The organism is Odoribacter sp. AF15-53 (genome assembly GCF_003479425.1).
In the GTDB taxonomy this organism is placed as follows: Bacteria; Bacteroidota; Bacteroidia; order Bacteroidales; family Marinifilaceae; genus Butyricimonas.
On sequence record NZ_QUHC01000001.1, the window covers coordinates 524,998 to 538,667 of the forward strand.

Genomic DNA, 13,670 nt, shown 5'->3' on the forward strand with positions numbered 1-13,670 from the left:
ATTCGTGAACATAGAGATATTACCACCCCGCATGGGGTGGTTTTGTCATATAAAATATCCCCACTCCCATAGAATGGAGAATACCAGGGCGGTCACGAGGAGGGCGATGAAGTATCGGTCCATGAGTGTGAACAGGTGGGCTCGTCCAGACGTGTGTTGCCGGTTCGTCAGCTAATAGAACAGAATTCTGATCAAGTAAACGATCGAGGATAAGAGTAAGAAACGGATATTTTCGGTGTAAATTACCCAGAAACAATACAAGGTCGTACCCGTGATGATGGCAAATTGTCTTGCCACGGGACGATCGACACATATTTTTTTCTTCAAGGCTACTTTTACCAGAAACATGGCACTCAGTATATAGGTCGGGAGAATCATGATTCCCGAAAGATCCACGAAAAAAACGTAAACATCGTGAACCCGGATGATCAAAAACAGAAACACTTGAATTATTATTGCCGTGATCAGTAATGCGCTGATAGGAGCGTCTTTTTTATTATGCCGGGCGAAAAAATGGGGAAGAACCCAGTCCGTGGCCGCTTGTGCCGGGAGTTAGGTCGTTATGATCGTGGCAACTAGCCAAGCTCCGACCACGGCGATAATCACGGTGATGTTGACAAAGATTCTGGCCCAATTCCCCACGTCCTTCCCCATGATTTGGGCCAATGCGGGATCGTTCAGGTGAGCCATCTCCGGTTGGGGGTAGAAACTGAATGATAGCACGCAAACCATGACGTTCAGGAAGAGGCAAATCAGGTAACCGATGACAGTTGCTTTTTCCACGTCAAAACTCTTCTGGGCATGGGCCGCCACCACGATAGCTTCTTCGATACCCATGAAGAAGAAGAGCGTGGTAAGTATGGTACTGTTGATTTGATGCGGGATGGGCCCCAAGTGACTGGCTTTTCCCCAGAAATCGAAGTGTCGTAAATCATAGTTAGCAAAACAGAGGAGTAATATAACAATTAAGGTTAGGGAGAAGAATTTGATAAAAGTAGAAATCGTGTTAATGATCGAGGCGATGCGAATCCCGAACGACACGATGAGAACGAATGTCCACGTGAAACAGGAGTAAAGATCAGCGTCGGCCATCCGTGTTCGAGGAGGACGGGGAAGAATAACCCGAAGGCGTCGTTTAACATGATCGAGAACACGATATTTCCCAGCGCTGTTCCCACCCAATATCCCCAAGCGCTGTTGAATCCCGCATAATTACCGAACCCGGTACGAGTATGTAAATACCATCGGATAAATCAGAACGTGCAGAATTCAATGTTTTGAAAGTAAGTGCTATACTTAGTATTCCCGTGGTGGAAATCATCCAACCGATCAGAATGGCTTCCAAGCTTGCTCCCTCTCCCAATATTTTCGGAATATTGAAAATACCACCACCGATAACTTCCCCGATAACGATTGCGATAAGTCCGATCAATCCTAATTTCGTGTCTTTCTGCTCTATATGCGGTTGTACGGGAACCAGAGAGGAACGGTTATTACCTGTTGTCATATCGTTTCCTCAATGATAGGGAGGATTCATTATTTTTTCATCATTTTTAGGGATTGTGTGTTATTTCCGAAAATTACTATCTTTGTATATATTGAATATATGAAATGGTGTATGAATGAATCTTTGGAAATATTAGTGACTCGGTTGGCGGATGGTGATAAGAATGCTTATTCAAGGATTTTTTATGAGTTCTACACTCCTTTGTTGCTTTACTCTTCAAAATACACGGGTAATCGGGAGGCGTCGGAGGATATAGTGCAGGATTTTTTCTGTCGGTTGTGGGAAAACCGGAAAAAATTGGTGAGAGATAAATCCTTTCTCGCTTATATTTATTATTCTGTGCGTAACCGATCGTTAAATTATTTGAGAGATACCCGTTCCGTTTCTATCGAAGGATTTGAAAAACAATCAGAAGAGGATTTTTTGTCGGAGATTATGGAAGAAGAGGTGTACAAAGAGTTGTATGCCGCTGTTCAGAAATTACCGGATCGTTGTCGTCAGATTTTTTTATTGAAACTGGACGGGAAAGAGAACCATGAAATCGCTGCTTTGCTGCAAATTTCAGAGGAAACCGTCCGGAGTCAGTTGAGACGGGGACGGGAATTGTTACAAAACGATGTATCCTGTTTGTTTGCTGTCGTGTTAATATGTTATTGGTGTAGATTCTAGTTTTCGTTCTTCTTATTCTTTTGTTGCCTTTCTGGTCTATTGGAGAATTAATCTTTATTAGTGAAAATATTTGTTTTTTCAGGTATTTATAGGATGTACTGAAAATGTATCTGCTAGTTTGTCATGCCTGTCGATCAGCGATGATTTTTTCATCGCAATAGAAGCGAGATAGAACCTTCATAGAAGGAAGAACTAGAGTAATCTATGTGTTTTATAATAGATATTTTTGGATAAAATACGGGATCGTTTTGCACGTTTTTCAATTTCATGTGTATGTATTATAAAATGTAATGAATTATGAGTGCGGATTACGAAAAGATAAAAGGAATTATTGTTAAGTCTGTTTTAGGGAATTTGACGGGAGAGGAGAATCGGGAATTGGAGGTATGGCTTGAAGAGAGTGATAGAAATAAAGCTCTTTATAAAAAGTTATCTTCTTCTGTCAGGTTGAGAAACAAGTTCGATCAGTACGAGAGTGTGGACGTGGCGAAGGCTTTCAGGGCGAATCAGTGGCGAATGTATAGGAATGCTTCGAGCAGGTTGATAAAGAAAATATTACCTTATGCGGCTGTTGTGTTCATGCTGTTTGGGATAATAGCTTATTGGTATGTTAGTCGGGAGAAAGAGGTACGGCGTGAGATTCCGGTGGCATTGTCTGCGGGAGGAAAACAAGCGGAACTAATTCTGGCCGACGGGAAAAAAATAGGATTACACGAGGGGATGGAAATAAAACTGCGGGAAAAGAGTTCCGATATTCGGGTGGAGAATAACGTGATTTCTTACGATAATAAAGGAGAGAAGGTGGCTGTCGTGCAGTACAACACGATCCGAACTCCGTTGGGAGGGGAGTATTCTCTGGCTTTGGCGGACGGAACGAGGGTTTGGCTGAATGCGATGTCCGAGTTACGTTATCCGGTTGCTTTCGGTGGTGGGTTGAGAGAGGTAGAGTTGAAGGGAGAAGCTTATTTCAAAGTGACAAAAGATGAACAAAAGCCGTTTATCGTGAAAACGGATGAATTTAACGTGCGTGTGTTAGGAACTTCGTTTAATGTTTCGGCTTATTCGGATGATTCATTGCTTCATACCACGCTTTGTAGCGGGCATGTGCGGTTGTGTGACCGGAAGAATCCTGAAAAAAAGGTGGATCTTTTACCCGGAAAACAGGTGGTATTCCACCGGGAGAGCCGGAAGATGGAGGTGTGTCACGTGGATACCGACGTGTTTGTGTCTTGGCGTGATGGGACTTTCCAGTTTGATAATAATACGGTTGAAGAGGTGTTCACAATATTACAACGGTGGTATAATGTGCGTGTGTTTTATGTCCGGCCGGAAGCAAGGAGTGAGGTGTTCACGGGAAAATTACCTCGTTTTGATGACATGAGGATTATTATCGATCTAATAGAACGAGTTTCTGATTTGAAAATAGAAGTGCAAGGAAATGTGATATATATTGATAAATAAAAAAGATCGGCAGAATAGCTAACCACAACCTTCTGCCAATCTCTATATGATGTTTAACAAAATAAACACTACAAATGTATGAAAAAAAAGTCGAAATGTAGGGTGTTGCTCATTCCATTGTTAGGGAAGGGGACATTGCTTGCCATGAAGTATTTAATTATCTTGCTCATGGCGTTTCATCTGAACGGTTTTTCGGAAGTGAAGGCTCAGCGTGTTGCCGAGTACAAGGTGGAGAATGCGAACCTGAAGTCCTGTATCAAGAAAGTAGAGCAGTTGACGGGGAAAGGGTTTATTTATAATGGTAACGATCTGGAACGGGTGGGTAATATCACGTTGCATTTAAAGGATGTGGAGTTGAATGAGTTGTTGACGAGATTGTTGGATGGCAGCGGGTATACTTACGAGTTGGTGAATGGCGTGATCGCTATAATTAAGGAGAAGAACGTGCCGCAAAAGACGATCGAGCAGGAACGTCTGAAAGGAATTGTGCGAGATGTGCGTGGTAATGCTCTTCCGGGGGTGACTGTGTTGATCAAGGGAACGAATCTAGGTGTCGTGACAGATACGGCGGGGCGTTTCATGCTTACTATTCCACGAGAAAAGGAAATTGTGCTGGTGCTCTCGTTCGTGGGAATGGAGAAGCAGGAAGTTAAGGTCATGGATTTCCAGAGAGAGATTCAGGTCGTGATGCGGGAAAAAGCGGATGAGTTGGATGAGGTGGTGATCACGGGATACTCGGAAACCACGAAACGAAAAGCGGCTGGATCGGTGGCTGTGTTGACCAGGGAGGCGTTCGAGAATAAGATTCCAACCTCGGTAGATGATATTTTGCAGGGATTGGTAGCTGGTGTTTCCGTCACGGCTAAATCGGGTCGACCGGGTGAGTCTGCAAAGATTCGGGTTCGAGGTATAAACACGATACAGGGGGATGCCGAACCTTTGTGGGTAGTTGATGGTGTGCCTTTGCAGGATGATCTTCCTGATATTAATACGACGCAGATTAAATCCGGTAATCTGAACGAGATTTTCATAAACGGGGTGGGAGGAATAAACCCGAGCGATATCGAGAATGTAACAATATTGAAAGATGCTGCTGCTGCTGCAATTTATGGGTCCCGTGCTGCGGGTGGTGTTATTGTTATAACCACGAAGTCGGGGCGTCCGGGTAAGATGAAGGTGAATTATTCCATGAGCCTGACAATGGGATTGAAGCCCCAACGGGATGCGAACCTCATGAATTCAAAAGAGAAGCTGGCTTGGGAACAGGAGTTGTGGGACGAGTTCTCGGCAGATGCTTTTGCCTCGAAAGGGGCCACTCATGTTGCAGTTGTCGGGATCACGGGTATGGTACGGGCGAATAAATTAGGGAAGAACGGGATATTATGGACGGATTCGGAGAATTTCAGTCCGATGAGTGATTCTGAGAAGGAGGCTTATTTGAATGATTTATCTTCTCATTCCACGGATTGGTTTGACGAGTTGTTCCAGAATTCTTTCGAGATGAATCATCACCTCTCTCTTTCCGGGGGAGATCAGAAGTATACTTACTATTTTTCCTTGGGTTACACGAGTCAGGAAGGGTTGGTGCGGAAAACGGATTACGAGCGGTATAATTTGAATTTTAGATTGCGCATGATGCCTTTGCCGAAACTGTCGATAGACGCAACAATTAAAGTAGCCCGTCTGGAATCCGGTTCGTATTCCGGTAGTGTCGATCCGTTTACATACGCTTACTTCGCAAATCCTTACGAGCGCCCGTACAATGCTGATGGGAGTTACCGGGCGGATATGACTTATCAGAATTTGTCCGCCATCAATGATGGGGATATAGGGGTTGATCTTTTGCCGGCGAACGGATTCAATATTTTGAGGGAGATTGATGAGACTTCGGGAAGAAATGACAAGATGACGACTTCCGGTTCCTTAAATCTGAGGTATAATATCACGAACAAGATTGCTTTCACAGGATTACTTTCTTACACGTATGATCATAACAAGTCGGAGGATGTTATTGGTAAAGACACGTATGCGGCTTTTACGGATAGGCTTTATTTTGATAACACGAATGCGAATTGGACTCCTTACGGTTCGATCACGCAAACGGCATCTTCTGGTGATAGTTATAATGCAAGAGGGCAGTTTTCGTATGTCGACACTTATTGGAACGACCATTCGATTTCTGTGTTGGCCGGGGCAGAATTGCGGGGAAACAAGTCGAAACGTTTTTATACGAAACGCTACGGGTATGATCCGGATACCGGTAATTTCTCAACTCCGGTGAATCCTGAGCCTGGTAGTGACGATGCTTCTGCTTATGCGAATTTAATGGATCAATTGTCTGGTCAATCAATCAAGGAGAACACGTTTGCTTCTTTCTATGCTTCGTTGGATTACACTTTTCTGGATCGTTATATTTTAAATGCCTCTTTTCGTACGGACGGTTCTAATAATTTCGGTAGCAAGGAACAGTTTAACCCGACTTGGTCGTTGGGTGCTGCGTGGCATATGGATCAGGAGAATTTTATGTCGGCTTTGTGGCCTTACATTAATCGGTTGACTTTGCGTGCTGCTGCCGGGTATACGGGAAATGTTGTGCAGGGTGTTTACAAACAGTTGGTGATTAAATACGGTTCTGCTTACTGGAACGGGGAGAAGACTGGGAGTATTGATAAGGCTCCTAACCCGCGTTTGCGGTGGGAGAAGACCCGTGATATGAAAGTGGCCGTTGATTTTGGGTTGTTTGACGAACGGGTAAGCGGATTGGTCGAGGGGTATTACCGGAAGAGTTATGACGTGATTTCCAATTCGGTTCTTTCGAGTACAACCGGTTTTAGGTCAATGGTTTATAATGCTTCTGATATTGTGAACAAGGGAATCGAGGGTACGTTACGGGTTGTGGCGTTGGATATATCCGATTTTAAGATAAATGTGGGGACTAACGTGGCCTGGAATTATAACAAGTTGGCTCGTTATCGGAATTCTAACGGGGTGACGTTGGTGGATGGAAAGTTTGAAGGTTACCCTCAGGATGCCATTTTCGGGGGAAAGTTGATAGGGATAGATCCGTGGACGGGGTATTATCTTTATAAATTAAGACCGGATGCGAATATAAAGGAAACTTCGGATTTGAATGATATAAAAAACTATCGTTATTATATTGGAACAGAGAATGCCCCGGTGACAGGTGGATTTAATGTACAGTTTGTTTACCGTAACTTGAGCCTGAATGTCGGGGCCTCGTATGCTTGTGGGGGAAAGACCAAGAGCCTGATGGATTCACCTGCAAATTGTGATAAGGTGGCTTGGTACGGGAACGAGACACCCCAATCGCCTTATAGTGACTTGTATCGTAATCATTTGAACGTGACCAAGGATATGACAGATCGGTGGACCGAGGATCGAACTATCGGGACGAAGTACCCGCGAATCGTGGATTATTTGGGAGAATCCTTGTCATTGCGGACTTATAACGCGATGAGCAATACTATTGTGAACGGGGCTTTTTATGAAAGTAATTCTTATTTGAGAATCCGGGATATCACGCTTTCTTATAGTTTTCCGAAGCCGATGTTACAGCGTATGGGATTGTCGTCCGTGATGATGTATTTCACAATGAATAATTTCTTCACGTTCACGGATTATTCGGGGATTGATCCGGAAACACCGGGTGCGACTTACCCGATCACCCGTTCAATGTCTTTCGGTTTAAGCGTTGGTTTTTAGTTTAATAATTATTAAAAGCAATGTCTATGAAAAGTTTGAAGTTATATATGATGCTATGGATCGTGGGAATGTGTTGTTCTTGTGATAGCTATCTGGAGGTAAAGAATTACGGGCAGACTTTACCTAAAACGGATGAAGATTATGCCACGTTGATCAATAAACAGTTGTCGGATATAGATAAAGGATCGGCAGGGGCAACCAACATGCTGGGGTCTTTTGCTTGGATGATCGAGCTGGAATGTTATTCTGATAACTTGAATACCAGTTTAATGACGAGTAATGCGTTGTCTTACTTGTACGTGGGAACGAATATCGCTTCATCGCAGTATCGGTTTATGAACTATTATAGCCTGATCAAGGATTACAATATTATTATTGATAATCTGAAAGATCGGGATACGGAATTGGGAAAAAAGATTCTGGCAACTTCGTATGCGATGCGGGGAGTGATGTATTTTAATTTGATGCGGGAGTGTTGTGAGGCTTATAGTAAAGATCGGGCGACAGAGATTATGGGGGTTCCTAACGTCGCTCATTTTGATCTTGAAGCAAAGCCGGAACGCGGAAATATACAACAATTGGTTAATTTTATCGTGTCCGATCTGGATACGGCGATCAGGATGAACCAGACAGACGAACAGTATCGGTTCACGGTGGATGTAGCCCGTGCTTATTTGGCCCGTACTTATTTTTGGGCTCAGGATTGGGAGAATGCGATAAAAGTAGCCCGGGAGGTATTGAATAAATACCCGCTAGTTGAGGGGGATGAGTATAAAGAGATGATTCAATCCCCGCAGGGAATGTCCGGAGAAATGTTGTTCCGTACGTTTATCACAGGATCATTGACGTCTTACAATAGGTATTTGAAGAATGTGAAAACGCGTCCGGTGAATATGTCTTTAATTAGTTTGTTCACAGAAAAAGGACGAGATATCCGTTACTCTACCTTTTTCGATTCTAAATTTTTTAGCACGAAAGGGATTCGTACTTGCGTGCGTTCAGCCGAGATGTGTTTGATCCTCGCCGAGAGTTACGCTCATCTTTCGGACAACGATAATGCTTTGAAATATCTGAATCTGTTGCGTTCCAAGCGAATTTCCAATTACGAGCCTTACTCGATGGCGACCTTACCGGCCGCAAGTGAGGGGGAGGTTATAAAAGTGGATGCGACGGGTACGAAGTTGACACCCTTGGTGGCTGCTATCTTGAACGAGCGTAGGAAAGAGTTGTTTATGGAAGGAGATCGTTGGTTTGAGTTGAAGCGAAATGGGTCGCCGGAATTCTGGTTCGGGTATAACCAGATAAAATATACGACTGAAAAATTCCTTTACACCTTCCCACTTCGGAAGGCTGATATTATAGCTAACGAGAATTTGGTGCAGAATCCCGGATATGAAAAACTTTAAAAGAATAAAGCTATGAAAAAAATATATTTCTATTGTACAATGTTGTTTATCCTTTTTTGTTGGGGATGTGAGAAACCGGATGAACTTCCGCCTAGGGAAGAGGCATTCAATGACATGGATTTTGTTCTTCCTGCATTACCTAGACTGACAGATGCGGAGAGGGATATTATTGAGGCTCAAAAGAATGCATACGAGAAGGCCATAGGGGTTCGGTCTGTTTCCAGTAACCAATAAACGAGATGATTATGCAAAAGGTATTAAAATTAGTAGCGGTATTCACGTTAATAATGTGTTTTACGGCTTGTTCGGACGATGACGATAATGCCCGGACAGTTTCTTTCAAAAGGGCGGTTTATATTTTGTCGTCGAATCAGGCGATAGAGGTGGAAATCGGGTTGTCGGAGCCTGCGGGGCAGGAACTGGTCGTTCCTTTTGAGGTTTTCGGCACGGCGGTCGAGGGGGAGGATTATTCATTATCCGCTCGAGAGTTCGTGGTGGCTCCGGGTGAGAATTCGGCCAAGATCGTGATCACCCCGGTTGATAATATCTATTCCGACAGGCAAATCCGTTTGGAATTGGGAAACGTGGTCGGGTACGAGTACGGGAATTACCGGGTGGCGTTGATTCCCGTGGAGACAAAGGAGGTAATCACGACTTCTTTCGTGACGGATACATACGAGTTGAAAAATTTCGTGACGGTTTCAATGAATATGTATATCGGGGGAAGTAGTTATAAGAACCCGTCTTATCCTGTTTTGGTCCCGTTTGAGATTGATCCTTCTTCGACAGCCGAGTTGGGGATACATTTCGAAATCGTGGGTGGTAATCAGCAATTGGTGATGCCGATAGGTGGCACGTCTGCTCAGGTAAAGCTTAAATGTTTGAAGAAAGAAGCCGGAAAGGACAAGATTGTGCTTCGTATGTCTGATGAGGATTTGCATTATCTGGCGGGAGAAAGAAATCGCACGATAATCACAATTGACGGACCTACACGATTTGAGGATTTGGCGGGAATTTGGCGCATGGACGGGTTTACAAGCCTCGCCCACGTGAAGAGTTCTGTGTTGAGCGGGGATGAATCCGATCTGGAATATTTACCGGAGAATAACCCTGTGACGGATAAGTTGATATTTAAAACCGGGGCCACGAATCGAATGGATGTTAGCCAGATAACGGGTGATTTGGCTCGTTACCTGCGGGATTGTGATTTATCTTCGGTGAAAGAAGAAGAGGAGTATTTGTACGAGATGGGGGATAATCCTCCTTTCCAGTCCGTGTTGACAATGGAAATGAGTGAAGCGAACGTGAATTATTCGGTTACGAGTACGAAGATTCGCAAGGCACAAATCGGGTTCAGGTTGTTGGATGGTGGAAATACGTTGGAATTACGGGTGTTCGATTATGAACCTACGGATTTCTTGCAGAAAACGTATCAGTATCGATCAACTTCTTCTGCTTTTAGTAAAGAGCCGATGAAACGGGATTTTACTTTGGTGTTTAAGTTCGTTCGGGAGAATTAAAAGAACGTTTATTCATTATAAATTAACAGGTTATAAGTCCGTGAGAGTCGGGCTTGTAACCTGCTATGCCAGAGGTATGCCTGGGTATTTATAGTTGTATGGGAATTACAAATAGTCTATTTATGGGAGAATCAATAGTAAAAGTAGAGAATTTGTCTCATCGTTACAGTGTGCAATGGGCGATTCGAGATATTAATTTCGAGATCACGAAAAATGGAATATACGGATTGTTGGGCTCTAACGGGGCTGGGAAATCAACGATTATGAATATCATGTGTGGGGTGTTGAAGCAGACGGAGGGGAAAGTGTATATTCGGGGCGTGGATCTGGCGGAGAACCCCGTGGATGCTAAACGGCATATCGGTTTCTTGCCGCAGAAGCCGCCTTTGAATATGGATTTGACGGTGGAGGAGTACCTGAGGTTCACGGCTAATCTTCGGTGGATTCCGTCTTCCGGGGTTTCTGCGGCGGTGAAGGCCGTGATGAATCGTTGTGATATCACGCATTTCCGTAAACGGTTAATTCGTAATCTTTCCGGTGGGTATCAACAGCGTATCGGGATTGCGCAGGCGATTATTCATAATCCGGAGTTCGTGGTACTGGATGAACCGACAAACGGGTTGGACCCGAACCAGATCGTGGAGATCCGACATTTGATTCAGGAGATTGCGGGGGAACGTACGGTGATTCTTTCCACTCATATCCTGTCGGAAGTTCAGGCCACGTGCGATTACATACGGATGATAGAACAGGGAAAGCTGGTGTTTGCGGGGACGGTGACGGATTTTGATAATTACATCGTGCCCAACACGTTGTTTGTTTCTTTGGCAGCAGAGCCTCCGGTGGGGGAGTTGGCCGCCATTCCCGGCGTATCCAAAGTGGAGGAATTGGGCGGAACGAATTATCGGGTACATTTTACAGATGTGCGGGAGGCCACGAACCGGGTAGTACAAGCGAGTGTAGCCCGAGACTGGGAATTGACAGAGATTCGTCTGGAGAAGAGTTCACTGGATTCTATTTTTGCCGAGTTGTCAAAGAACAAGAAGTGATTCACGCTAAAAGATTATTGAAGATGAAGACATTGAGTATGATATATAAGATTTCAAAGACGGAGTTACAGACTTTGTTTTATTCCCCGATTGCCTGGTTGATTATTGTGATTTTCACGTTTCAAACCAGTATGAGTTTTAGCGGGGTCATGGGCGATTTGGTAAAAAGTCAGGAAATAGGATATGGTTTACAAAGTGTTACCAAGAATATTTTTGGTGGTTGGATGGGACTTTTTTCCACTGTATTACAATATCTTTACTTGTATATTCCTTTGTTGACCATGGGAGTGATGAGCCGTGAATTTAGTAGCGGGGAGGTTAAATTGTTATATTCTTCTCCGGTGACCAATACCCATATCGTGTTGGGAAAGTTCTTGGCGATGATGGTGTACGGTTTTGTGTTGGTGGGGATACTTTGGGTATATGTTATTTTCGGTGCATGCACGGTGAAGGCGTTTGATCTTTCATTGGCGTTTTCGGGATTATTGGGGATTTACCTGTTGATTTGCGCATATGCTTCCATCGGGTTGTTCATGTCGTGCTTAACCTCTTATCAGATGGTGGCGGCGATGGGTACATTGGCGGTGTTATCGGTGTTGAATTTTATCGGTTCGGTGGGGCAGGATATTGCTTTTGTGCGGGATGTGACATACTGGCTTTCTATTTCGGGACGGGCGGAAGAGTTTATTAACGGGTTGATATGCAGCGAGGACATCATCTATTTTATCGTGGTGATCATGTTATTTCTGGCGTGGAGTATCATTAAATTGCAGGCCGATCGGCAAAAAAAAGCGTTGAGTGCTGTTGTGGGGAAATACGTGGGAATGTTTTTAGTGGTAGTGGTTGTCGGGTATTTTTCTTCACGTCCGGCATGCAAGTTTTTTTATGATGCGACTTATACCAAGGTGAACACGTTGACGCCCAATAGTCAGGATATCGTAAAACAGTTGGAAGGCGGGTTGACGATCACGACTTACACGAATTTGCTGGATGAGAATTATTGGATTGCTTTACCGGGTTCGATTAATGCAGATTTAGAACGTTTCGAGAAGTACGTGCGTTTCAAACCGGAGATTAAAATGAAGTACGTTTATTACTATGACAAGGTGAAGAACGAGGATTTGGATAAGCGCTATCCGGACATGAGCGATGAAGAACGGGCAAGAGAGTTGGCCAAGGGATTAGAGCTGGATTTCGGGATGTTTCTTTCGCCGGAACAGATCCGGGAACGGATAGATCTCTCTTCCGAGGGGAATCGTTTCGTGCGTTTGATCGAACGGGAGAGTGGGGAGAAGACGTTTTTGAGGGTGTTTGATGATAATAAGCGGCTACCATCGGAGGCGGAGATTTCGATCGCTTTGAAAGGATTGGTAGCCACGACAATGCCGAAAGTGGGTTTTCTAGTCGGGCATGGAGAGAGGGATAGCAAGCAGGACGGGGACCGGAATTATAATCGTTTTGCTCAAGATAAGCCGTTCCGGTATTCATTAATTAATCAAGGATTTGCTTTTGAGGATGTGTCTTTGGATAAGGAGATTCCCGCTGATATATCTATACTGGTGATAGCTGAGTTGCGAAGTCCGGTTACGAATGAACAAATAAAGTACCTGGATGATTACGTAGCTCGTGGTGGAAATTTGTTAATTGCCGGGGAACCTGGCCGTCAGGAGTATATGAATCCATTAGTGGAGTATTTTGGCGTATCTTTCATGCCGGGATGTCTGGTGGAACAGAACGAGAATTTCTTACCGGATTTTATAAAAGCCCGTCCTACACCAGAAATTTGTGAGCTGGCATACGTGTTCGAGGGTTTGTTGAAAAACAATCGCTGCGTAACGATGCCGGGATGTACCGGGTTGACTTACACGGAAGATAAGGGGTATAAGGTGATCCCGATGTTGGTAAGCGACACGATGGGGAGTTGGAATGAATTGGAAACCACTAATTTTGTTGATGATACCGTTCGCCTGAATCCGGCTGTCGGGGAGGTGGAGAAGTCATATCCCACGGCGTTGGCTCTTTTGCGGAAAGTGGGAGATAAGGAGCAAAAGATTGTTATTCTTGGGGATGCAGATTGCATTAGTAACGGAGAGGTGAGTATTTACCGAAAGACGGTGAAAGCGTCTAACTTCACTGTGATTGCGGGGGTGTTTTACTGGTTGTCGGATGGGGTGGCTCCTATTGATATTCGTCGCCCGATTCCACCCGATGATACGGTTTATTTGAGCCAGGAAGCCATGAATGGAGCAAAAATTGCGTTTATGTGGGGATATCCCGGGGTGTTGCTGTTGTTGGCGGTATTTATCTGGCTGAGAAGACGGGGGAGGTAGAGATA

9 protein-coding genes and 1 pseudogene are annotated in these 13,670 nt (G+C 44.3%); 8 read left to right on the top strand and 2 right to left on the bottom strand.

Translation table 11 applies throughout. The features are described 5' to 3' along the window. Positions 1-171: 171 nt before the first annotated feature. Both DWW52_RS21180 and DWW52_RS02140 read right to left on the bottom strand, forming a co-directional pair. Positions 172-1,092: pseudogene (locus tag DWW52_RS21180) on the bottom strand (amino acid permease). A 43-nt stretch (positions 1,093-1,135) separates the two neighbouring features. Then, positions 1,136-1,507: a hypothetical protein gene (locus DWW52_RS02140; protein ID WP_148315310.1), complete on the bottom strand. Its 372-nt coding sequence runs from the start codon at positions 1,505-1,507 to the stop codon at positions 1,136-1,138. A gap of 99 nt (positions 1,508-1,606) precedes the next feature. On the opposite strand from DWW52_RS02140, the gene DWW52_RS02145 reads away from it, so the two are divergent. The 8 genes from DWW52_RS02145 to DWW52_RS02180 all read left to right on the top strand — a co-directional run bounded on the left by DWW52_RS02145 (position 1,607) and on the right by DWW52_RS02180 (position 13,665). Beyond that, on the top strand, positions 1,607-2,176 hold the full coding sequence (locus DWW52_RS02145) for an RNA polymerase sigma factor (RefSeq protein ID WP_158582455.1): 570 nt from the start codon (positions 1,607-1,609) through the stop codon (positions 2,174-2,176). A 297-nt stretch (positions 2,177-2,473) separates the two neighbouring features. Further along, the gene (locus DWW52_RS02150) at positions 2,474-3,637 is read left to right on the top strand and encodes a FecR family protein (protein ID WP_118713815.1); all 1,164 of its coding nucleotides are present in this window, start codon (positions 2,474-2,476) and stop codon (positions 3,635-3,637) included. Between the two features lie 78 nt (positions 3,638-3,715). Then, a complete protein-coding gene (locus DWW52_RS02155; RefSeq protein ID WP_233556657.1) occupies positions 3,716-7,360 on the top strand; it encodes a SusC/RagA family TonB-linked outer membrane protein in 3,645 nt (1,214 codons plus the stop codon). Between the two features lie 26 nt (positions 7,361-7,386). Then, complete coding sequence (locus DWW52_RS02160; protein WP_118713816.1) at positions 7,387-8,766, top strand: RagB/SusD family nutrient uptake outer membrane protein; 1,380 nt, start codon at positions 7,387-7,389, stop codon at positions 8,764-8,766. Positions 8,767-8,778: 12 nt separating this feature from the next. Continuing rightward, entirely contained in the window at positions 8,779-9,000 is a 222-nt protein-coding gene (locus DWW52_RS02165; protein WP_118713817.1) for a hypothetical protein, read from the top strand. A gap of 11 nt (positions 9,001-9,011) precedes the next feature. Beyond that, the gene (locus DWW52_RS02170; protein WP_158582456.1) at positions 9,012-10,286 is read left to right on the top strand and encodes a Calx-beta domain-containing protein; all 1,275 of its coding nucleotides are present in this window, start codon (positions 9,012-9,014) and stop codon (positions 10,284-10,286) included. A 122-nt stretch (positions 10,287-10,408) separates the two neighbouring features. Beyond that, complete coding sequence (locus DWW52_RS02175) at positions 10,409-11,335, top strand: ABC transporter ATP-binding protein (protein WP_118713819.1); 927 nt, start codon at positions 10,409-10,411, stop codon at positions 11,333-11,335. Between the two features lie 23 nt (positions 11,336-11,358). Further along, positions 11,359-13,665, top strand: a complete 2,307-nt coding sequence (locus tag DWW52_RS02180) for a Gldg family protein (RefSeq protein WP_233556660.1) — start codon at positions 11,359-11,361, stop codon at positions 13,663-13,665. Positions 13,666-13,670: the final 5 nt, after the last annotated feature.

What these genes read in the sequence shown, in the direction of transcription:
- DWW52_RS02140 (WP_148315310.1), bottom strand. Translation starts at nt 1,507, where the DNA reads ATGACAACAGGTAATAACCGTTCCTCTCTGGTTCCCGTACAACCGCAT.
- DWW52_RS02145 (WP_158582455.1), top strand. Translation starts at nt 1,607, where the DNA reads ATGAAATGGTGTATGAATGAATCTTTGGAAATATTAGTGACTCGGTTG.
- DWW52_RS02150 (WP_118713815.1), top strand. Translation starts at nt 2,474, where the DNA reads ATGAGTGCGGATTACGAAAAGATAAAAGGAATTATTGTTAAGTCTGTT.
- DWW52_RS02155 (WP_233556657.1), top strand. Translation starts at nt 3,716, where the DNA reads ATGAAAAAAAAGTCGAAATGTAGGGTGTTGCTCATTCCATTGTTAGGG.
- DWW52_RS02160 (WP_118713816.1), top strand. Translation starts at nt 7,387, where the DNA reads ATGAAAAGTTTGAAGTTATATATGATGCTATGGATCGTGGGAATGTGT.
- DWW52_RS02165 (WP_118713817.1), top strand. Translation starts at nt 8,779, where the DNA reads ATGAAAAAAATATATTTCTATTGTACAATGTTGTTTATCCTTTTTTGT.
- DWW52_RS02170 (WP_158582456.1), top strand. Translation starts at nt 9,012, where the DNA reads ATGCAAAAGGTATTAAAATTAGTAGCGGTATTCACGTTAATAATGTGT.
- DWW52_RS02175 (WP_118713819.1), top strand. Translation starts at nt 10,409, where the DNA reads ATGGGAGAATCAATAGTAAAAGTAGAGAATTTGTCTCATCGTTACAGT.
- DWW52_RS02180 (WP_233556660.1), top strand. Translation starts at nt 11,359, where the DNA reads ATGAAGACATTGAGTATGATATATAAGATTTCAAAGACGGAGTTACAG.